16 protein-coding genes and 1 pseudogene are annotated in these 22,351 nt (G+C 63.0%); 5 read left to right on the top strand and 12 right to left on the bottom strand.

Translation table 11 applies throughout. The annotated features are described in order from the left end of the window. Positions 1-53 precede the first annotated feature (53 nt). From B7Z66_11220 to B7Z66_11205, 4 genes are all read right to left on the bottom strand, one after another. Positions 54-530, bottom strand: a complete 477-nt coding sequence (locus tag B7Z66_11220) for a hypothetical protein (protein OYV75879.1) — start codon at positions 528-530, stop codon at positions 54-56. Positions 531-535: 5 nt separating this feature from the next. After that, a complete protein-coding gene (locus B7Z66_11215) occupies positions 536-853 on the bottom strand; it encodes a transcriptional regulator (GenBank protein ID OYV75878.1) in 318 nt (105 codons plus the stop codon). A gap of 165 nt (positions 854-1,018) precedes the next feature. Beyond that, positions 1,019-1,474 carry a phosphatase gene (locus B7Z66_11210; protein ID OYV75877.1) on the bottom strand — a complete coding sequence of 152 codons (456 nt, stop codon included), beginning with the start codon at positions 1,472-1,474 and terminating at the stop codon, positions 1,019-1,021. A 184-nt stretch (positions 1,475-1,658) separates the two neighbouring features. Next, positions 1,659-2,948, bottom strand: a complete 1,290-nt coding sequence (locus tag B7Z66_11205; GenBank protein OYV75884.1) for an MFS transporter — start codon at positions 2,946-2,948, stop codon at positions 1,659-1,661. A gap of 359 nt (positions 2,949-3,307) precedes the next feature. On the opposite strand from B7Z66_11205, the gene B7Z66_11200 reads away from it, so the two are divergent. Continuing rightward, positions 3,308-3,619: a transcriptional regulator gene (locus B7Z66_11200; protein OYV75876.1), complete on the top strand. Its 312-nt coding sequence runs from the start codon at positions 3,308-3,310 to the stop codon at positions 3,617-3,619. Between the two features lie 531 nt (positions 3,620-4,150). On the opposite strand, the gene B7Z66_11195 is transcribed toward B7Z66_11200, so the two are convergent. Next, a complete protein-coding gene (locus B7Z66_11195) occupies positions 4,151-4,762 on the bottom strand; it encodes a hypothetical protein (GenBank protein ID OYV75875.1) in 612 nt (203 codons plus the stop codon). Positions 4,763-5,231: 469 nt separating this feature from the next. Then, positions 5,232-6,127 (bottom strand): annotated as a pseudogene (locus B7Z66_11190) (hypothetical protein). A gap of 108 nt (positions 6,128-6,235) precedes the next feature. Here B7Z66_11190 and B7Z66_11185 point away from each other — a divergent pair. Together B7Z66_11185 and B7Z66_11180 are read left to right on the top strand one after the other, a co-directional pair. After that, on the top strand, positions 6,236-6,976 hold the full coding sequence (locus tag B7Z66_11185; GenBank protein ID OYV75874.1) for a hypothetical protein: 741 nt from the start codon (positions 6,236-6,238) through the stop codon (positions 6,974-6,976). Positions 6,977-7,349: 373 nt separating this feature from the next. Then, positions 7,350-9,272 (top strand): phosphoesterase, encoded by a 1,923-nt coding sequence (locus B7Z66_11180; protein ID OYV75873.1) that lies wholly within the window; start codon positions 7,350-7,352, stop codon positions 9,270-9,272. A gap of 421 nt (positions 9,273-9,693) precedes the next feature. On the opposite strand, the gene B7Z66_11175 is transcribed toward B7Z66_11180, so the two are convergent. The 6 genes from B7Z66_11175 to B7Z66_11150 all read right to left on the bottom strand — a co-directional run bounded on the left by B7Z66_11175 (position 9,694) and on the right by B7Z66_11150 (position 17,057). Continuing rightward, positions 9,694-10,059, bottom strand: a complete 366-nt coding sequence (locus B7Z66_11175) for a hypothetical protein (protein OYV75872.1) — start codon at positions 10,057-10,059, stop codon at positions 9,694-9,696. A gap of 56 nt (positions 10,060-10,115) precedes the next feature. Continuing rightward, entirely contained in the window at positions 10,116-12,596 is a 2,481-nt protein-coding gene (locus B7Z66_11170; GenBank protein OYV75871.1) for a hypothetical protein, read from the bottom strand. Positions 12,597-13,006: 410 nt separating this feature from the next. Beyond that, positions 13,007-13,948, bottom strand: a complete 942-nt coding sequence (locus tag B7Z66_11165) for a paraslipin (GenBank protein ID OYV75870.1) — start codon at positions 13,946-13,948, stop codon at positions 13,007-13,009. Between the two features lie 4 nt (positions 13,949-13,952). Then, a complete protein-coding gene (locus B7Z66_11160; GenBank protein ID OYV75869.1) occupies positions 13,953-14,399 on the bottom strand; it encodes a hypothetical protein in 447 nt (148 codons plus the stop codon). 211 nt (positions 14,400-14,610) lie between these two features. Further along, positions 14,611-16,545, bottom strand: a complete 1,935-nt coding sequence (locus tag B7Z66_11155; GenBank protein ID OYV75868.1) for a hypothetical protein — start codon at positions 16,543-16,545, stop codon at positions 14,611-14,613. 29 nt (positions 16,546-16,574) lie between these two features. Further along, complete coding sequence (locus B7Z66_11150) at positions 16,575-17,057, bottom strand: hypothetical protein (protein ID OYV75883.1); 483 nt, start codon at positions 17,055-17,057, stop codon at positions 16,575-16,577. A 548-nt stretch (positions 17,058-17,605) separates the two neighbouring features. On the opposite strand from B7Z66_11150, the gene B7Z66_11145 reads away from it, so the two are divergent. Beyond that, entirely contained in the window at positions 17,606-20,737 is a 3,132-nt protein-coding gene (locus B7Z66_11145; protein ID OYV75867.1) for a hypothetical protein, read from the top strand. A 398-nt stretch (positions 20,738-21,135) separates the two neighbouring features. After that, entirely contained in the window at positions 21,136-22,242 is a 1,107-nt protein-coding gene (locus tag B7Z66_11140; GenBank protein ID OYV75866.1) for an oxidoreductase, read from the top strand. Positions 22,243-22,351 lie beyond the last annotated feature (109 nt).

Raw genomic sequence — 22,351 nt, 5'->3', positions numbered from 1 at the left:
AAACTTTATTCCCTCCGTCCCCTTAAGACCCACAGGGCGGCCTCGTTCCGCCGTCAGGCGGCGGCGTAGGTCATCGGTTCTCCGGTCTCGAGCAGGCTCTTGAGGCTGCTGATGACGGCCGGCCAGCCGTTGTTGATGCCGCGGAACGTGTCGGGATTCGCCTCGAGGTCCTCCGGCAGGAGGTTCTCGTGGATCAGACGCAGCCGGACCTGCCGGCCCACCGGCGTAAGTTCGTAGGTGACGCGCGAAGGACCCTCGCGCATCGCGGCGACTTCGGGCGCGTCCTTCATGCTCCAGGTGTAGACCAGCTTGCGGCAGGGTTCCCAGACCAAAACCTCACCGGTGTGATCGCCGCACCCTTCCGTGCCCTTGGGCGCAAGGATGCGGATCCGTCCGCCCGTCCTCGGCTCCAGCTCGATGCGGAAGCCGAACCAGTATTTCTCGCTGAAGTCGCCGTTGGTCAGCGCCTCCCAGAGTTTCTCGGGCGTGGTGCGGATATAGGTCGCATAGACGAATGTCGGCTTTTCCATGGTGGTCATCCTTTTTTGCGGTTTTCGAGACCCTTTTTCAGTTCACTCAAGGCCTGCAACCGATGGCGCTCGTATTTGCCGATCCAGCGCGCGTAGATCTCGTGCAGTGGCATCGGGTTGAGATAATGCAGCTTCTCGCGCCCGCGCCGGACCACGGCCACCAGGTCCGCCGCCTCGAGCAGCGCCAGGTGCTTCGCAACCGCCTGCCGCGTCATGTCGAGGTGCGCCGACAGCTGGGTCAGCGTCTGGCCGTTGTCCTTGTACAGTTCATCGAGCAGCTTGCGGCGGCTCTCATCTGCCAAGGCCTTGAACACGGCATCCATGTGACCCGATAATATGCAACTGAATGGTTGCATGTCAAGCCGTCCCATACGACGGGCACGACCGACCAGGGCGCCACGGCACGGCACGGCCTGATAAGGATGGGACGTTCGTTGGATGCCTGCGGGGCGCCGCTACCCTGCCCAAGCGCGCGCGGGACGGCCCCGTCACGCCCGTTGGTGCGGGGCTTCCGGCGGCTGCGCCATGAAGGCGCGCCACGTCGGGTTCGGCTGCCAGGCCGGGAGCAGCGCCGTGCGCGCCTCGTCTTCAGGCATGCCCTGCCAGCGGCGATAGAGATAGAGAAAAGCGGACACGCGGTAGTTCGCGGCGCAGTGTACCCAGACGCGCTCGTCCTTAAGGCCCTCCATGAGGCCGATGAAACGCTTGAGGTGTTTGGGCCCGGGCGCGTCGAACGGCACCGGGATGTGGTGGTAGCTCATGCCGAGCTCGGTGACGATGCTGCCTTCCTCGGGGATGGCGCGCTCGGAATCGGGCATCGCCAGGTTGATGACCGCGCTGAATCCGGCCGCCGCGATGGCCTGGAACCCCGCCTCGTCGGGCTGGCCGGACGAGCACAGCCGCTCCGAGATGCGCAGGTAGTGGGTAATACGTTCAATGCTCACGCCCTCCCCCCTCCCGTTGCGGAACCGCTAACCATCCCCCACACAGGGTGTAATAGGCCCCGCGATTGCACCGGACGGCACGACAGGAACCGCCCGTGGCTTCCGGTCGTTCCACCCAACTGCGCTGCGCGCACTGTGCCCGACCCGGCTTTGCCGATGCGGGTGAAATTGACCCGTCCCCGCGTTATTGCCCCGTCTCCTCCCGCAGGTTGGTCGCGGTCCCGATGCCGGTGGCCACCGCCGGCAGGATACCCCGCTCCACGTAGACCGGCCGCGCGATCGCGCGCAGCGCCGGCAGTTTGCGCGCGAACACGACGGCGCCGATGACGCAGATCACACCGCAGCCCAGGACCGTCTCCGGCGCCCCGACGCGCGCGGCGATCGCCCCGGCGAGCAGGCTGCCGAACGGGGTCATTCCCATGAACGCCATGATGTAGAGCGCCATCACCCGGCCGCGCATCTCCTCGCGCACGAGGACCTGGACCAGGGTGTTGCTGGCGGCCATCTGGATCATAAAGCCGACGCCCGTCACGGCCATCAGGACGAGGGACAGGGGCAGCGAGCGCGACAGGCCCAGGGCGATCAGGCTGATCCCGAACGTGCCGGCCGCCAGCGGAATCAGCCGTCCGAGACCGAGCACCGTGCGCCGCGTAGCGAGGAACAGCGCGCCCGCGAGTGCCCCGACCCCCATGGCGCCCATAAGGAAGCCCAGGGTATGCGCGCCACCGTGCAGGGTGCGGGCGGCGATGACGGGCAGCAGCACGGTGTAGGGCATGCCCACCAGGCCGAGCAGCACCAGCAGCAGGAGTATGGCGCGGATGGGCGCAAACCCGTGGACGTAGCGCACGGCGTCGCGCAGTTCGTGCAGGACCTTGTGCGTGCTGCGCGCGGGCCGGCGCGCGATCACACCCATGGCGAGCAGCGAGGCGATGACTGCCAGGTAGCTGACGCCGTCGGCGAGAAAGCACCAGCCCTCTCCCACCCAGGCGATGAGCAGGCCGGCGATGCTGGGCCCGATCAGGCGCGCGGCGTTCACCATCGAGGAGTTGAGCGCCACGGCGTTGGGCAGGTCCGCGCGGTCCTCGATCAGGTCCACCAGCAGCGCCTGCCGGGTGGGCATGTCGAAGGCGTTGATCCCGCCCTGCAGCGCCTGCAGCACGAGGATCTGCCACACCTGGATGGTACCCGAGAGCGCCAGCGCCGCCAGGACGAAGGATTCCACCATGGCCAGGGCCTGCGTGACGATCAGCAGGCGGTGGCGGTTGAGCCGGTCGACCCACACACCGGCGAACGGGGCGAGCAGGAAGGTCGGCAGCTGGCCGACGAAACCGAGCAGCCCCAACACGTCGGCGGAACGGGTCAGGCGCCACACCAGCCAACTGGTGGCCAGGCGCGTCATCCAGGTGCCGATGAGCGAGATGCTCTGGCCGGCGAAATAGAGCCGGTAGTTGCGATGCCGCAGCGCGCGCAGCAGCAGCGACAGCCGCGGCTCGGTGTGCCGCACTTCGGTGTTGCGCCGCCACCCCAATGGCTCCGCCCTCTACGTAGTCCCGTCATCGGCCGAGGCGTCAGGGTACCGGGAAATGCGCTGGTCCGAAACGCACCGTGCGGCGTGACTAACGGTCCACGATCGGTCGTGCCGCCCGGAGATGGATGGGTCCCGTCAGCGTGCTATCGGCGCGAGATCGGGTTCAGAAACCGTGGGTGTCCCGGTTTTACGTCCCGGTTTTACGCCGGTTTTACGGGGTTGGAGCCCCGCGGGCCAGAAGCGGGCCGGCTATTTAGTAAAGTCTTTGGTTGACTATTTGTGGCGGGCGTTCGATAGTAAAGCTTATGCTTAACTCTTTGGCACCGCTCGACGGGGTGTTCCGTGCGCTGGCGGATCCCACGCGCCGCGCAATCGTGGAACGGTTGATGCGCGAAGACGCCTCGGTCAGCCAACTTGCCAGGCCCCTCCCAATGTCGCTGGCGGCGGTCGTGCAGCATGTCGCGATACTCGAAGAAAGCGGCCTGGTGCGAACGCAAAAGACCGGTCGGGTCCGCACTTGCCGAATCGATCCACAGGCCCTAGCCGTGGTTGAGGACTGGCTCGCGCAGCGGCGCTGCATCTGGGAGGGGCGCCTCGATCGCCCTGGACGGCACTGAGGGCGGTGCGGGCACGTCCTCACGAGAGCACGGCACGGCCGCGCACTTGGATCGACTCGGGCAGCTCTTTAAAGAGCGCGGTTGCCCATGCGGCGTTGCGGACGCCACTGCGGTGCCCATTTACTTGGGTGTAAATTGCGCTTCTCGCAGGGGAAATCGGGGACAGACCACGAATCCCACGCAACTTCCGGTAGCAAGGTAGAATCCGTGGTCTGTCCCCGATTTTCCGTCCCCGATTTTCCGATTTCCCCCTCGTCGGTCTCCGTCAAGGGTCCTCCCGGTGCAACGCCGTCTCCATGCCCCGAGGGGACAGGAGAATCTCGGATTCCGTTTCTTGCGTGCCGGAGCTGCCGTCGATCCGTCAGCGGCTAAACGTCAGGTATCCGACCCGGACCGACCCCTCAAATGTCCCGTCTGCGGAAACGACGGCCGGCGGCAGTCGACCGCTGGGCGAGGGATCCCCCGCTCAGCGGTCAAGAAATATCCGTTGGCCTCCGAAATCAGGTCAGACCGACGCGAGCGAAATAATAATTATGCGGCCTTGCGGCGGCGCAGAAAGACCAGTCCCCATCCGAGCACCCCGGCACCGAGCAGCGCGAGCGTGGGGGGGTCGGCTACAGTTGGAGCGGACGCTTGCACATCGACTGTGAAGCTTCGATCCGCTCCCGTCCCCCACGTCCAGACGTAGGTGCCGGGCGTCAGCCCGAGGGAGGCGAAACTGCCGTTCCATGTTGCGCTATTGGTGAGATTGGTATCGGAGACGTAGTTTGCAGGGACGTACACGTCGGGATAATAGTAGTTGGTATTGGAAACATTAATTCCGACATCCGAACCGGATGAGCTGGCAGCAGCGGTAAAACCGCCAGTCCCAAAAGGCTGCGAGACAAGGGATGGGATCGTATAAGCCCAAAGGGTTGGGGAAGCGCCCATGCTTATGAACGATGCCGATGGGTCTACATGCGACGTGTGAGATGTGTAGGTGAATGAACCGAGGCCGGTCGTATCGATCGCACCGCTACCATTCGCGACGACATTGCTGCCCTGCTGCGTGAGTGTCACCGTGTAGGGACTCGCCTGAGCGTGCGGGGCGGTCAGCCCGACAAGCATGAGACCCAGCGAGCCGGCTAAGAGAAGATTCTTCATGGCCTTGTCTTCCTCAATCCATGTGGATGAAATTTCGGTTGCACCTAACCTAGGCACGAGTGCAGCCCGCGTTCGGAGCAGCTTCGCGGGCGCTGAGGCAAGAATGGGGCCATCATAATATTAACTTTACATATCAAATAGATAAAATAACTCTTGGGCTTCGTGACCGATCTGCGGGCAGACTCTGTAAAATTCCGTGACGTTGGGTCTCCGGCCCATACCCGGGAAGATTCTACATATCATTTAAAAACAATATGATATATTAAACGTACGCGATTGAGGTCGCGTCGCTCATATTGTTTTACATAATTATTAATATATAGTTATAAAAATGTCATTTCGTAGCGCAGCGTAATTCAACTTACTGTTAATAAACTAGAAAAAAATTTCGTAGGCCTGTAAAAAAACTGACACTGGGATCCTCCTGAGGTCGCAGGCATGGCCATCGCGGCCCGGTAACCATTCCGGTTCAGGGCCCGTTACGTCCCAGGTCCAGGTGGTACTTGTTGGCGAGGGCGTAGAACGTGGGGCGGGTGATGCCCAATAGTTCCGCGGCCTGGGAGACGTTGCCGTTGGCGCAGCGCCCGCAGCAGCGCCTGGCACTCGGCGTTCTCCCGCACCTGGCGCAGGCTGAAAGGCAGGGGGTCCGCGTCGCCGGGTTCCAACTCCAGCTCCTGGGCGGTGATCTGCTTGCCCTCGGCCATGATCACCGCGCGTTTGACGCGGTTCCCCAGCTCGCGGATGTTGCCCGGCCAGGTATGGGCCTCGATCGCCTTCAATGCGTCGGCGGAGAAGGAGAGCACCGTGCGTCCGTGCTGCTGGGCGTAGCGGTCCAGAAAGTGGCGGGCCAGTACTACTGCCTCGCCTTGGCGTTCACGCAGCGCCGGGATGCGGATGGTCACTTCGCTGATGCGGTAGTAGAGATCCTCGCGGAACGCGCCCTCCGGAACCAATTTCTGGAGATTCCGATGGGTGGCGCATACCACGCGCACGTCCACCGGAATCTCTTCGAAAATGAGCATATACAAATTGGTTTCAATCCGCGCCCGCTCTCACTAGCGAGCGATGCTGCCGAATCTGCACGAGTGGCGCCCAGAAATTACGAGCTTCAATCCGCACATCTGCCGTAATGAACGTCTTCCACTGAATGGTGTTAAAATGTCGCCAGCGTCGCGGGCGGCTATCATAGCCCGGTACCGCCGCATTGCAGTGCGGACAGCGCAACGGGACATCCGCTCGCCACTGAACGGTGACGGCAATCTCCCCCAGCGGGCGGTCGGCCGAGGCTTGCGTGACGTTCACTGCCGTTACCTCCCATGGCAGGGTGAGGCCCAAAAGCGTTTGGTAGAGTTCCGTATCGCGCATAGTTCCGCGATACTCCCCCGGGGCCAGGGTTTAGGCTAGATCTCCTCTGCCCACTCAGGAACCCTGAAGAGCCACAATTTTTCACCAATTGTTGCGGGAACTGCAATCATGGCCCTTAAAGTCATTGGCGCCGGATTTGGGCGGACCGGGACATTGTCGGTGTACACGGCGCTCAAGCAACTTGGCTTCCCGTGCTACCACATGTTCGAAGTGCTGGAGAACAAGGACAACAAGTCGCACCTGGACTTCTGGCGCAAGGTGGCCAATACGGAGGCGGGTACGCAGCATGACTGGGAACAGGTATTGTCAAAATATACCGCAACGATAGACAACCCCGCCTGTTGTGTATGGCGTGAACTGTTGGCCGCGTATCCCGACGCCAAGGTGATACTTACGCTGCACCCGCGTGGTGCCGACGCCTGGTATGAGAGCACCATGGACACCATCTATTTCACGGAGACCATGTGGCAGTTCAAGGTGCTGAAATTTACCACACCCTTCGGGCACAAATTTGGCGACATGTCTCACAAGCTCATCTGGGAACGCTCACACAAGGGAACGATGAATGACCGTGGAAAGGCCATCGCCCATTATCATCAGCACATCGCGGATGTTAAGCGCGCGGTTCCGGCGGATCGGCTGCTGGTATTTTCCGCCGACCAGGGTTGGAAACCCCTTTGTGATTTTCTTGGTGTCGCGGTACCTGAAACCGAATTTCCCAACGTCAACGATCGCACCGCCATTAAAAAGACGTTGAGTGACCTGACCCGGGGCGCCTATGGCATCCTTGGCATAGGCGCGGCGCTCATTGCCGGTTCGATTTATGAAGCAGTGCGCTTGTTCGGCTGAATGCGGACGCAAACGGTGACTGGTTCTGTCTCACGACCCGGCGATTCACTGCATCGCAGGTCGATGCGTTCCCAACATTGATAAACTGATCCACCCCCTTACCCCCGCGCTCCAATCCACTGATTAACGGCCAGCAGCCGTGGTCCCAATGCCGGCTTCGCTCCGATTTCGTCGTGCCCGTTTCATCCATCGACAAATATTGTGTTGCATTTTTCACTACAAATAGTGGCCCACGTGGCGTGACGTCGTGCGGCCTTCGCGTTTCATCCTGGCGTCATTTTCCGGTCACCGTGCGGCAACACCACGGTGGATAAGCTACGCGACGACTGCTGAGTCCCCCGCCGGGGGCGGCGTTTGAGGGAAGGAGGGTGTCATGGGACCAATCGGAAAGAAACCGCTGACGGTCGCGCTTGGTACGCTACTGGGAAGCGCACTGGGAGCGATATCACCGCTGCACGCTCAGGATCACGACCAGCATATCCACGCGACTGCCACACCAATCAAGCACGTCATACTAATCATCGGCGAGAACCGCACGTTCGATCACGTGTTCGGCACCTTCAAGCCGAATCCGGGGGAAACCATCGAGAACCTGCTGTCCGAAGGCATCGTCAACGCGGATGGCTCACCGGGGCCGAATTTCAACCGTGCCATTCAGTGGCAAGCCACCGATACCGGCGCCTACTCGATCCATCCAGTTAAAACCGTGCCTTACCAGACCCTCGGCCCGGTAACCACGACTGGGACACCAGCGGACGCGCCCTACTCCTCGGTAAGCGCCGCGCAGGCAGTCGAGCCGGCGCTTCCGACCGACGCGTACCGCCTGCTTACCATCGGCGGCAGCGGCTTGGCGGCGGGCAGCACCGTCGACACGCGTTTCCCTGCCGATCTGGCCAATGGCCCCTACGACATTACCCAATATCTCAGCTACGACGATTACGCCGGCAGCCCCGTGCATCGCTTCTTCCAGATGTGGCAGCAGGCCGACTGCGACCGTAGCGCCGCGACGCCACGTAACCCCAGTGGTTGCCAGAACGATCTGTGGCCCTGGGTAGAGGCCACCGTGGGCGCCGGCAGCAATGGCAAGCCGCAAGCCGCCGACTACGCCCAAAACGGCTACCACGAAGGACCGATCTCCATGGGCTTCTACAACATGGCGGACGGAGACGAAAGTTACTTCGCGCAGCTGGCACGTGAATATGCCATGAGCGACAATTTCCACCAAGCGGTGATGGGTGGGACAGGCGCGAATCATGTCGCGATCGGCTACGGCACGGCGCTGTACTACGCCAACGCCAAGGGCAAACCGGCCACACCGCCCGCGAACCAGATCGAGAACCCCGATGCGCAGCCCGGTACCAACAACTTTTATACCGAGGACGGATACAGCGGGGGCTCCTACGTGAACTGCGCGGACGCTGCTCAGCCCGGAGTGGCTCCGATCCGCGACTACTTGAAGTCGCTCCCGTACCCGGCGTTTCGCAACGGAGATTGTCAACCGCACGCGTACTATCTCGTGAACAATTACAACCCCGGCTATTTGGGCACCGGACAGCCAGCGCCGCTCGGGCCGGACAAGTTCACGGTCCCTCCAACCCGACAGCCCAACCTGGGTCTGCTGCTAAGCCGCCATCACATCTCGTGGCATTACTATGGGGAAGGCTGGGCCGGCGGGCAGGAGACCGGTGAGAATAGCTCGTACTGCAACATCTGCAATCCGTTCCTGTATTCCACCCAGATCATGACTAACCCCGCGTTGCGTCAGAACCTCAAGGGCATACGCGATCTGTACGCCGACATCGGGGACGGCACGCTCCCGGCGGTATCGATCGTCAAACCCGACGGCTACCTGGACGGCCATCCCGCGTCCTCGAAATTCGAGCTGTTTGAAGCGTTCTCGCGCAAGATCGTCGACGCGGTGAAGGCCAATCCATCGCTATGGAAGGATACGGCTATCATCATTACGGTGGATGAGGGCGGTGGTTACTACGACTCGGGTTATATCGAACCGATCGATTTCTTCGGCGATGGCCCGCGTATTCCGCTTATCGTAGTATCGCCGTACTCCAAGGGAATCGGCGTAGTTCATACTTACGGCGATCACATTTCATTCGATAAGTTCGTCGAAGCGAACTGGCGGATCGGGACCATCTCGTCGCGCAGCCGCGACAACTTGCCCGATCCGATCACGGCCAAAGGCAATCCTTACGTACCGATCAATGCACCTGCGATTGGCAACCTGATGACGATGTTCGATTTCGGGCATCGGGAAACGGACGACCGCGAGCGTCACTGACCAGACGTTCGCGCTCCGCGACTTGAGGGCGGCGGATGCCGCCCTCTTTTTTTCGGCTAAACGCGACCACCCATTGGTCAGTCTGATTTCGCAAGCGAGCACCATCCACCGCAACGGTTCGTGACGGCGGGGAACCGGCCACGGCGTCGGTAAAGTTGGACGACCGCCTCGCATGCATTATGGAATTGGGCATTATCGGGAATGTCTCTTAGTTGGTGCCCGGGTACCCGTATCGTTAAAGAAATGTCCACGGAACCCACGAACCAAGGTCCGAGGTTCACATACGTTCCATGGCTGACCTCAGCACGGCTTGGCTGGGGGCTTGAACGCCCGGCCCTTCGATAAGCACCATCGGATTAGCGGGATTCAAGTATGAGCCCCTACTCGCCCCCCTTACCCCCGGGATGCTTTCGGCTTGTGCTTATTCGTCCGACCCCGTCGCAGCTTGCTGACGGCGGAGGCGTACCATCAAGGTCGCGACCGCCCTGCTATAGGGCGCGCGCGGGTGCGCCGCGCAATATCGTTTGATCCAAGCCATTGCGCCATTGAATTTGGGGCGTGCGATGATATTGTCGGTTTTTGGGCTAAACATGTCGTAGGCCGTGATGAACCCCGCCGTCCATTCCCTGTACACGAAATACTTCGGCTTCGATTCGGACATTGACATAAACTGGCCGCAGGAGTGCGCACCGATTCCATACATGCGGGATTGGCCGTTCGAATCGGCGGCCAGAACCGGGGCAGTCAAGATCACCCCGGTCAATGCCAACAATAATAGCTTACGCATACGATTCCACCTCCATGGCCGTCCGGTGCGCACGTACCGGGTCACGTCAACGGAACTTAGAATAAATGTGGCACCGGCGGCGGGGGCGGTCCGCCCTGGCCCTTTACCGTCGGGGCGTAGCGCCCGCGGAAGGTGATGAAAACGGCACCGGGATCGTCGATGCCGGCCGGCTGGCCGGTACGCGAATTGATGCGCACCGTCACCAAGCCCGGTGGCTGCGGGAGGAATCTTTCCGGCTGCCCCTTGAGCGCCGCGCGCATGAACGACATCCACATCGGCAGTGCCGCGCGGGCACCGGTCTCGGCGTGGCCGAGCGGCGTCACATGATCGAAGCCGACCCATGAGACCGTGACCAGCGCCGGATTGAACCCCGCAAACCAGGCATCACGTTGACGATTGGTGGTGCCGGTCTTCCCGGCGAGATCGTTGCGCCCGAGGGCGCGTGCCGCCTGGCCGGTGCCGTGCTGAATCACCCGGTGCAGCATCTGTACCATTAGATAGTCGTTCTGGGCGCTGATCGCACGCGGTGCGGGTCGCGGCGCGGCCGGTGGGGCCGCGGCCGCCGCGGTGGCATCGGAGGCAGTGGCATCGGACACTGTTGCGTCGGAGACAGTGGCATCTTCGGCGCTCGCGGGTAACGCCGCGGCACCGGCACCGGCCGCGGCCGGCTGGGGGGGCTCGGATACCGGGCAATCGGGGCATGCCACTTCGGGATCCGACTGGAATACGACATTGCCCTGCTGATCGACGATACGGTTGATGAACCACGGCTTGATCCGGAATCCGCCGTTGGCGAATACGCTGTAGGCGCGCGCGGATTCCAACGGAGATATGCTTCCGCTGCCGAGTACCAGGGTCAGATTATCCGGGATGCGCGCCGGGTCGAACCCGAAGCGCGCTGCGTACTGGCGCGCATAGTCAACGCCAATATCCTGGAGGATGCGGATCGAGACCAGGTTGAGGGAATCGATCAGGCCGGTCTGCAGCAGTACCGGCCCCAGGAAGGTCTTTTCGTAGTCCTCGGGACGCCAGTCGAATCCCTGCCCGGCGGGGAGCACGACCGGGGCGTCATTGATCATGGTAGCCGCTGTGAATCCCTTGGCCAGCGCGGCGGAGTAGACGAACGGCTTGAAACTCGACCCCGGTTGGCGATAGGCCTGGGTAACGCGGTTGAAATGGCTCAGCCGGAACGAGAAGCCGCCGACCAGCGCGCGGATTGCGCCGTCGCGCGGCGCGATCGACACGAGCGCTCCCTGGACCTTGGGGATTTGGGCGAGGCGCCAGGAACCGTTGGCGAGGTGCTGAATACGCACCACATCGCCGAGCTTTGCGATCTGCGCCGCGTTCGCCGGCACCGGGCCGGTGTGATCCTGATCGACATAGGGCCGAGCCCAGGAAAGTCCACTCCAGCCGACCGTCACTTGTTTACCGGCGCCGAGGTAGACCTGGATGCTGTTCACCCCCACCCCCGACACAACCCCGGGCACTAGGCCGGCGATCGTACTGAGCCGCTGCAGCGCCTTGTCCATCGCCGCGGGGCTCAGTTCTGCGGCGTTGAGGTGCGCCTCCGGTCCGCGATAGCCATGTTCGGTGGTGTAGCGCAATAAGTCCCAGCGCAGTGCGTGGTTGGCGGCGGCCTGCAGGCGGGCGTTGATTGTCGTATAGACCCGGTAACCGTCGGTCAGCGCGGCGGAGCCGTAGCGCTGATATACCGCGTCGCGCACCATTGCGCCGACGTAGGCCGCATCCACCTGCGGTGCGAACGAGTGCAGGGTGGCGGTAATGGGCGCCGCTGAAGCCGCTTGGTACTCTGCCTCACTGATGTCGTCCAGGTCGCGCATGCGCCCGAGCACGTAGGCACGCCGATGCAGCGCGGCGGTGGGATTGGTGATCGGGTTGATCTCCGAGGGTGCCTGCGGCAGACCCGCCAACATCGCGATCTCGGGCAATGTCAGCTGCATGAGGTCCTTGCCGTAATAGACACGCGCCGCTGCCTCGATCCCGTATGCCCCCTGTCCCAGGTAGATTTTATTGAGATAAAGCGCCAAGATCTGCTGCTTGGTGAGCAGTTGGTGCATACGGATCGCAACCAGGATCTCGCGTGCCTTGCGTGCGTAGGTCTTGCGCGCCGTCAAGAAGAAATTGCGCGCGACCTGCATGGTGATCGTGCTACCGCCCTGGTCCTTGCGCCCGGTGAGCACCAAGTGAATCGCGGCGCGTAACAGTCCCTCCCAGGAGACGCCCGGCTCGTGGAAGAAATTGGCGTCTTCCGCGGCCAGAAATGCCTCGCGGACACGTGCGGGGATGCGCTCATAGGGGATCGGGATGCGCTGTTTGGTGCCGTATTCGGCGATCAGCCCGCCGCCCGCCGCGTATACGCGCAGCGGTTCCTGCATGTGCATGTCGCGAATCTGCGCCGCAGTGGGTAGGCCCGGCAACACCACACGATAGACCCATACAGACGCCGCCACAGCGACCATCGCGCCCAATGCTGCAAGCGCGATCATGGTGCGGCCAAACCAGCGTCGGATGGACATGGGCAGGGGTGGACCGTTTCAATACGTCTTCGGCGGCATGCGTACCGGCGCGCCGGCGGAGCGACTGGCGCTAAAACCGAGGGATGCCGGACCTCAAGTTTACAACAGTGCCCGCTCATTGTTGAACGTTGCACACGCTGGGGCCGCCCAGGCCCGCAGGCCGCCCATGCAGGGATTGGATTCGGAACCGCCCCAACGGTTCCAATGCAAGACAAGGCAGGCGCCGCTGTCAGCACTACATAAAATAACAACTAAATGTATTTATTAATATTTAAGCGGTGAGAACCCGAAGCAGGTTTATCTTCCCGGCACACGCGATCCACTGGGACGGAGATCGCGTGTGTCGCCAAGGCGGGAAAATAAACCTGGGTCGTTTGTCACTGGGCAGCGCCCAGGATGACGCGCGGTGCTTACTTGGGGACGGACCCGCCGGTCGCGGACTTGACCCCTTCCACAATGCGAAACGCGGTGCCCACCGTCTTGGCAATATCGCCCATATCGGCCGGTACGATCATGACGTTTGCTTGCTTGGCGATGCCACCCCATTGGGCGATAAACGACTCCGCAACCTGCATCTGCATGGCGTCCCGGGCCCCCGCCGCTTCCAGGGCTTTACCTACCATCTGCAGGGATTGGGCAGTCGCCTCGGCTACGACCAAAATGGCCTTGGCCTCGCCTTCGGCGCGCAATACGCGGGCCTGCTGCTCACCCTGTGCTTGATTGATAGCGCCCTGACGCGCGCCCTCTGAGACATTTATCGCCTGCTGGCGTTCGCCTTCCGACGTGGCCACGCGCGCGCGTTTCTCCCGCTCGGCCGTGATCTGCAGTTCCATCGCGCGAATGACATCTTCGGGCGGCGTAATGTCTCGGATTTCATAACGCAGCACCTTGAGCCCCCAAGTCGTCGCGGCTTTGTCGAGCTCGGAGACCACGGCCGCGTTCAGCGCCACGCGCGAGGACAGGACCTCATCCAGATTGCGCTGGCCCACATCAGAGCGCATAACAGTCTGGGCCAATTGAATCATCGAGGCGGTTGGATTACTGGTCCCATAGGCCGCGGCCTTAGGATCGGTGATCTGAAGGTATAGCACCCCGTCGATCGCGATCTGGGTATTATCTTTGGTGATACACACCTGCTTTTGGACATCAATCGGTGTTTCCCGCAGATCAAAGGCGTATGCCACTCGGTCCATGACGGGGATCAGCACGTTGAGTCCGGGCCCGAGCACCTTATGAAAGCGGCCCATGCGCTCCACAACCAGGGCGTGCTGCTGGGGGACTGTTTTGATACCCGCTCCTGCGATCAGTAGCGCGACTACGGCCAAGACGGCCAGAACAATCAGTAGGTCCATGGTATTACTCCGGGGTGGTGCGGTGAGTGTCCAAGGGGGCGAGTTGCAAGGTGTTGCCCTGGCGGCCAGCGATGCGCAGCAAGTCACCGGGCTGAACCGGGTCTACCGGCAACTCCAACAGTTTCGCGCCCCAGGTCGTGCCACGGTATTCGACCCGAAAACCTTCGGGCAGGACGGTCTCGACACGTACCAATTGCCCCGTATCTTCCGCCTCCAACTGGCGCGTGCCCGCAGTGGGTTTAAGCAGGCGCCGGCGCAGGAAGTGCGCCACCGGCAAGCTCACGAGGGCCGCCACGGCGACCCCGCCCAGCACTACCGTTGTAGCAAACCCCATAAAGGCGAGCGCACTGCCCACCGCAAACGCCGCGGCGATCGCCATCAGATAAAACGTCAGGGTCTGGATTTCAATGGCCAGCGTGACGGCGGCCAAGACTGCGAGGATCAGGCCCATCGGGCACCTCCGCGCATAGGTCGTAACGCGCTACGGATATGATTGTACATTGCTTATGACCGAACTGCACCAAATGGCACAACGCAACCGACCGTCATATTCATCCGTGCCGGGTTCCGGCAACTGCACGGGGCACCGGCACGGCACGCTCCCACGCCGAACGCCGAACGCCGAACGCCGAACGCCGGTTCGATATGATCCGCCGCCGGCTTCAGAAGTAGTGCTCCCAACCCAGCTCCACGCTTGCCAGATTGTAGCGCTGATGGCCATAGCTGGCCGTCAGACGTAGTCCGTTTTGTTTTCCCAACGTGAATTGCGCGCTGGCGCGCAAACGCCAGCCGGGCACCGTACCACCCAGCATCCGGCCCTGCCAGTGGGCTGAAACCTCACTGGTAACACCCCGCGGCCACTGTGCCGCCAATCCCGCCCGCACCCCGCCGGCCAGCGCATAGTTACCACTCACCGAACCGTTGACGTCGAGCGCTGCGATCGAAAATACATAGGCCTGCAGATGGTCCGTAAGAGGCCATGCCATGCCGGGGCCACCCTCCAGGTAACCGCCGAGGTCGCCGCGCGGTGCGGCCCGTTCCCCGTCCAGCCCGTAGCGGCGCACGCCGGTGGCGACCTGCCAGGACCAAGGATGAAACAGGCCGTCGCGCATACCAAGCTGCTGCACACTGAGCACCCGCGCGTCGGCCAAGGTCACCTGGCCGGGGCGAACCAGAAGTCCGAGGTTCAGAAACTCGATCTCGCTGCCCTTCAGGTACCCGCCGGGCGGATCGAGCCGGTCATGGTAAGCGGGCCGCCAGCGCAACAGTGCCGCGGTGGTTCCGTCGCTTGCGCGCATACCGAGACTCACCCGCCCGCTGGCGTGGCCCTCGTCCGGAGACAGCCGGGGCTGCTGCAACGCCTCGAAGTTCGGTTGCTGCTCGATCTTGCTGCGTGCCAACAGCGCCGCGCGATCGCGCGGCAGTCCCGCGGCGCGTTTCAGACTGCCGTTCTGGAAGTGGTAATACAGCGCTTCGTGGGCCACCTCGAGTTCGCCCGCCTGTTGGGCTGGACCGCCGGGCGGTGGCAGTTTTCGGCGCCCATCCACATAGCCGCGCACCCAGGCGCGCTGCGGGGCACCGAGCTGTCCATACCGCCAGCGCAACCGCCGCGCGGCTGACGGCTGGTACAGTGGCTTGCCCACCAGTCCGGCGTCACGCAGCCGACGCACCGTGTCGATCGGGATCGCGTAGGGTATGCCGCGGTCGAAACGGCGCGTGAGGTCGATCGTCGGGACGGTAACGGCCAATAGCGTCAGCAATTCGTAGGAACAGTTGCGCGAGAAAAAATAATAGCGGCTACCGATACCGCGCAGCTCCCATAGGTGCCACAGCAACATCTGCTTCTGGCGGGCGTCGAGCCGCAGTGGATATTCCCACAGGTCGCGGTGATCGAAACCTTCGTACTGGCGGATCTTGTCGTAGTAGGGCATCACGGAATAGTAGCCGGTGAAGTTGCCAGTCAGCCCGCGTAGCGCGTAGCTCATGCCGTTGACGGTGCCGGTCTGAGCAGCGTAGTTCACCGCATAGGCCAGATAGCGCTCGCCAGGCACCTCCGTTTTCTGATCAACACGCAGTAGCGTGTGTCCAAACATCGAGGCTGGACTATCGAGATCGTTGGCGGCGAACACGACGTAGATCCGGCCCACGTCGAGCGCCTTGAGCCAGTCAGTAAGGGCTGGGCAGGACGGCGGCGGAAGCCCCTGCGGATTGAAGTGGAGCTGTGTATCGAGCCACTCGTAGCGCGCATGGAAGCGGCACGCGACACTCTCGCCCGCCACGGACGGATGGCCGAAAAAGCCTGCCAATGTGGCATTTAGCTCCGCCTGCGGGTTGCGGCGGCCACGCTTCGCGAGGAAGAAGAGCGGGTCGGAGATCTGGCTTTCGAGGGCGCCCAAGGATCCCGGTTCCATGTGCAGCAGGCGCAGCCATTCCGGTCGCCGCGCCAGTCCTAGCGCGGCAGCGCGACGCTGCAGCGCAATCAGGTAGGGCGCGTGATCGTTCGCGGCGATAGCGCGCCGCGGCGCGGCCGTCAGCCCGAGCGCCAACAGCAGAATTGCGGCGATCGTTGGTCCACAAAAAAGGGCAGCAGCGCGCAACGCTGCCGCCCTGTGACAGCGGTCCGGGATCAGGCCGCGTAGCGCGCCAGGCGCGCGTCGGATTTCAGAAGTGTATCGAGCGTGGATACCATGTCGTTGGAGGTCGTGGCGCTGCTCGGGAACAACTTGGCGTAGTTCTTCTGGGTCAGCGCGTAGAACGCCGGGCGGTCTGCATTGGCCACGCGATACAGCGAGGCCAGCGCAGTGAGCGCCGCACCGTGACCGGCGGCCATATCGCCAGACAATTGGTCGAGGTTGGCCTTGGCGAACAGCGGAATGCGTGCCGAGGCGGTGACAACACCGTTCTGGCTGCAGCCCAGCGTACCGGAACTGATGCCGAAGGTCTGGTTGCCGAACGATCCATTGGTGGTCGCCGCAAGCAGCTTGTACGGTGTACCGCTCTGACCGGCCCAGATCTTTGTGCCGGCGCCGCAGCCGGCGTCCGGATCGGCGTGCGCGACTGCCAACGGTGCGAGCGCCAAAATTGCGATTGCCATGGTTCGGTTGCGCATGGAGAAGTCCCCCTTGATGAGGCCGCTGCCGCGGCAAATTTGTAGAGGCATAGGCAGCATAGGCATCATTTTACACACGAGTCAACACAGCATGCCCCGGCGGCAGAGGTTCGACGCACCCAGCGCGCCCCACGGCATCTTTGTCTGGTGTGAATACTCACCATTGAGCATCGTCTCGGGGCCGCGCCAGTTTTCAGTCGCTGTTCGCATCAGCGGTAGTGGGGCCACGATTTCGACCTGCCTCAAAGGATGAGCGGCAGACGGGACACCGTGGAGGCACGTCAAACCGGGCGATGGTATTGCTACCAGCACGCCCGGCAGCCATCAAAAATAGTCTATTATTTCGAGTAACATCCCCCAGGATAACGGGAGCACCGTGATGTCGGTGGAAGCGTGGGAAGTTCGACGCCCGGAAACCAGGGTTTGGGTCCCGGAACCGGGACGCTGGGATGCGCTGCCCGCGGCCGTTTCCACGTCGGGCCCTAGCCCACGTATGCCCGGTTGAGCCCCTGGAACGGCCAGCCCGGCCGCCCATGTAAACTGCGCACATGATCGAACCGCTCACCACGCTTATCGACCTCGGCCGCCGTCTGCTGCGGGTCGAGAGCCGGGAAGCGCTCGATCAGGTCCTGGTGGACTGGGTGCTTGCAAGCGGGGTTGACGGCGCTTGGTCCGGGCGCCCGGACGCCGAGGGGCACATGCGATATTGCGCATGGGGGGGCGCCGGTGTCGCGGAGTACCTCCGTGCAGTCACGATCCGCGCCGACACCGGGCCCAGCGCCGAGGGCCCGGCGGGGCGAGCGTGGCGCACCGGCACGATTCAGACCACCGCTGACTGGGATAGGTCCCCGGAAATGGCACCCTGGAGGGAAGCCGGCGCTTTGGCCGGTTGGCGCTCGACCAGTGCGGTCCCGCTCGCAGGGCCCGAAGGACCCGTAGGCGTCCTGCTACTTTACAGCCATGAGCCGGACCGCTTTTCAACGCACCCTTGGCATCAAGTCCTCGAACATGTCGCACTCGTGGCCGGCATGACCCTCCATCGCCTGAATCTGGCGCTCACCGATCACCTGACCGGCCTGCCCAACCGCCGCGCCATGGAAGCACAGCTCGAGGGCGCACTGAACCGCAGCGCGCGCCACAAGCGGCTTCTTGCGATCGGCCTGTTGGACCTGGACGACTTCAAGCCCGTCAACGACACCTACGGACACACCATGGGCGACAAGGTGCTCAGGGAACTCGCCGAACGACTCAGGGACACCTCGCGATCCAATGACTTCGTCGCACGCATGGGGGGAGACGAATTTCTCCTGATTTTCGAAGATCTCGAAGACCTCGATGATCTGGAACCCCTACTCGAGCGCGTGGACGCCCGTCTGACCGCCCCGCTGCCGATAGACGACCTCACCGTTCGGGTGGGCGCAAGCCTGGGCCTCGTGATCTATCCGTTGTGCGAGCAGGATTCGCCGGGCGAACTGCTGCGCTTGGCCGACCGGGCGCTCTATCAGGCCAAGGCCCGAAAAGGGACACGCACGACTTGGTGGAGCCTGCCTGGCGAAGACCACGCACCGGCCTTGAACAGGCAACGAGTGCTGCCCCACCCGGCAACGGAATCCGTGCCCCTGTACGGAGAGACGGCGGCACGCCTGCTTATTCCACTGCGCGAAGTCCTGGCACGCTCGACGGAGGACCTGATCCGGGCCTTTCGCGACCACATCGCCACCAACCCGGGGGCGGCCGAGATCCTCGGGAAACTCACCGCGGTGGAATCGGCCCGCATTGAAGATAACCTGGCCGCGCACTTTCGGATGATCTCTGATCCGGAACTCAGCGAACTCCGCCACCGCGTGGCCGCCGAGCGCGCTGGCTGCGTCCACTGCATCATGGGGGTGGACCAAGGCTGGTTGATCAACGTCTACAGTCTGTGGCTGGCTCGTTTACGGTCGATCGCGGGGAGCGGCGTCTTGCGGGCACATCTCGCGCTGCCGATACTCGATCAACGGCTCACTGCGGACGCTGAATTTCAGGCGGCGGGTTACGAACAGGTGGCCCGTGCGCGCGAACAGGTCCGAACACGCATTGACACGCTCGCCTGGACGAGCGAGCGCTACGCGGATCTCATCGAAGGGGCCGTGCAGGCCGTGGTGGAACTCCAGGAGGTCGTCGCGGCCGCCATTGCCCGCCCAAACGAGCAGTCCATCTTTCTGCCTGAGGCCATCGCCGGCGATGCGTGCCTGCGCTACCTCGAAGCGGTCCAGTCGGGGGCGGTACCGCCGATCGCGACCGACCCCTCGTTCCCCGGAGGCCGGGGCATCGGACCACAGAGCTGGCGCACCCACACGATACAGCGCAACATCCACTTCGCGACCGATCCCGATGTCTCCCCGTGGCGCGACCTTGCCCTGGACGCCGGCGTGTGCTCCGTCGCCTCCGTGCCTCTATCAGGCGTCGGCGGGCAGACGGAGGCGATCCTGCTGCTCTTTTCGCCGTTCCCCGGTGGACTGAACACCGCTGGCCAGCGCGCTCTGCTCGAACACCTCGAGCGCACCCTGTCGCTGGGCATTACCCGTATCGAAGCCGAAGCCGGCCGCACGCAGGTACAGGCGCTTCCCGAGCGTCTGCACTATCGCGTTCTGCTCCGGAACGGCGGCCTGGTCATGCACTACCAACCCGTCGTCAACCTCAGGACGGGCCATGTGGTCAAGATGGAGGCCCTGGCCCGTCTGCGGCATGGTGAGGAATTGATTCCGCCGGCCCGGTTCCTCCCGGCCTTCGTCGCCGAGGATCTCTTCGAGCTGTTTCGTCTCGGCTTGGTTACAGCGCTGGACGCGAGCCGCAGCTGGGCCCGCGAAGGCCTGTCGGTGGGTGTGTCGGTCAACCTGCCCCCGGAGGGCCTGCTCGATCGCCGCTATCTCGAGGTCACGCGGGAGGCCCTGGCCGATCATCCTTTGCCCGAAGGCTGTCACCTCTCCCTCGAGGTGCTCGAAACCAAGGAGTTCGCGCGCGCCGATCGACCGCTGGTCGAACATATCGCCCCGTACCGCGCCCTCGGGGTGGAATTCGCCGAGGACGACCTGGGTACTGGCTACAGCAACCTTTCCCGGCTCCGGGAGCTCCCCTTCGATGTGGTAAAGATCGACAAATCCCTGGTGCTACCCGGACGGGAAGATCCCACCCGGCTGCTCAACCTCATCGGCCAACTCACCGCGCTGGCCCACGCGTTAGGCGCCCGGGTCGTGGTGGAGGGGCTGGCGGACGCGTCCCTGATCGAGGCGGTCGCGACCCTGGGTGCCGATTTTGGTCAGGGCTTCGGTATTTCGCCACCGTTACCGGCCGAAGATATCCCGCGCTGGGCCAAGGCCCACCTGCCGTGGGTGCGATCCGATCCGCGGCGACCGCGCTCGGCCCTGGCGGTGCTGGCGGGTTTTCTGCAATGGCAAGCACGCGTGGTGTTGCTGGGCAGCGATACACCACTTACCGAGCAGCTCGCCGCGCACCTGTCAACCCTCGTGGCCCCTTACCTCGAAGCCCACACCCTCCAAGAAAGCGCCTTGGCCCGGATCGTTCATCAACTCGGGGAGACGGCGCGCACCGGCGACCTGGAAGCCCCAGACTACTGCACCCACCGTCAGCGCTTCGTGACGTTGCTTGCGGAACACATCCGCACTGAGGCCTCTGAGTGATAGCCCCATCACCCACGCACTGGGTCAACCCTATAGTGTATGGCTCGACTTCGCTAATCCGCCTTCCTGTCGCCCGCCCGCTTGGGATTGGAATCGGCAGCGGTCAATATAGCGGTAGCCAATCATACCCGATGCGATAAACATAACCCCTAGGCCGGTCACGAACAGGTGGTAGGGATGAACACCATTGAGCAAAACAGCGTTCGCACGGATAAACTGGAGGCGCTACGCGTCGGCAGCGGGACATCTTACGATGTGTTCCGCCGGGCCCGTCGCATGTAACGCTACGTAGCACGGGCACCCAGATGAAGTCACCCGCGTCGCGACGATGGACAAAATCTGCGCGGGGCTTTTTTCATCATGAATAAGGATCTACAAATATCCAAGGAGTTTATGCCATGAGCCGGCTTTTCGAGCCCCTGACCCTGCGCAAGCTGACGTTACCCAACCGCATCGTGGTGTCGCCGATGTGCCAATATTCTTCCACGGACGGGCTGGCCAATGACTGGCACCTGGTCCATCTGGGCAGCCGTGCCGTGGGCGGCGCGGGGCTAGTGATGACCGAGGCGAGCGCGGTGCTGCCGGAAGGCCGGATCACCGCGGAAGATCTGGGGATCTGGTCCGACGAACATATCGAGCCATTGCGCAGGATCAGCCGTTTCATCGCCTCGCAGGGCGCGGCGGCGGGCATCCAGTTGGCCCATGCCGGACGCAAGGCCAGCACCTGGACGCCCTGGTCCGGCAAGCACGGATCGGCATCCGTCGGCGAGGGCGGCTGGATCCCGGTGGCACCGTCGGCGCTAGCGTTTGATCCGCAACACACGATTCCCAACGCGCTCGATGACGGGGGGATCAGCAAGGTCATACAGGCCTTCGTGCGTGCCGCGGAACGCGCGCTGCGAGCCGGTTTCCAGGTCGCTGAGGTGCACGCGGCGCATGGTTACCTGCTGCATCAATTCCTCTCGCCGCTCTCCAATCAGCGTCGCGATGGCTACGGCGGCAGCTTCGACAACCGCATCCGCCTGTTGCTGGAGGTGACCACGGCGGTACGCGATACCTGGCCGCAGGACCTGCCGTTGTTCGTGCGGCTGTCGGCAACCGACTGGGCCGAAGCTGGCTGGAACGCGGATGAGACCGTGGAACTGGCACGCCGCCTGAAGACGCTCGGCGTGGACGTGATCGACGTATCGTCCGGAGGCACTGTGGCGAACGCCGCGATTCCAGTCGGGCCGGGATACCAGGCGCCATTTGCCGAGCGCGTACGGCGTGAGGCCGGCATCGCCAGCGCCACCGTCGGCATGATCACGCATCCGACACAGGCCGAACACATCCTGCATACCGGTCAGGCCGATCTGATCCTGATGGCGCGGGAATTCCTGCGTGACCCGTATTGGCCGTTGCATGCCGCTGACCAACTGGGCGGTCACGACGTATCCTGGCCGGCGCAGTATGTACGTGCAGCACACCGCACCACGCCGATCCGTCATCCATTCGACGGCGATTGAGCAAATAAGGGTCTGGCGCTTACTTTTATACCCTGACTTGGCGGCTCCCACCTCACGATGAGCGGGCGCTTGCGTCTTGCAGCCTCCAGGCGGTGGCAAACGCGGGCAC

This window comes from Chromatiales bacterium 21-64-14, from assembly GCA_002255365.1.
Taxonomy (GTDB): domain Bacteria; phylum Pseudomonadota; class Gammaproteobacteria; order 21-64-14; family 21-64-14; genus 21-64-14.
Note: the sequence above shows the minus strand (reverse complement) of the source record. Positions and strands in the feature narration are given on the sequence as shown.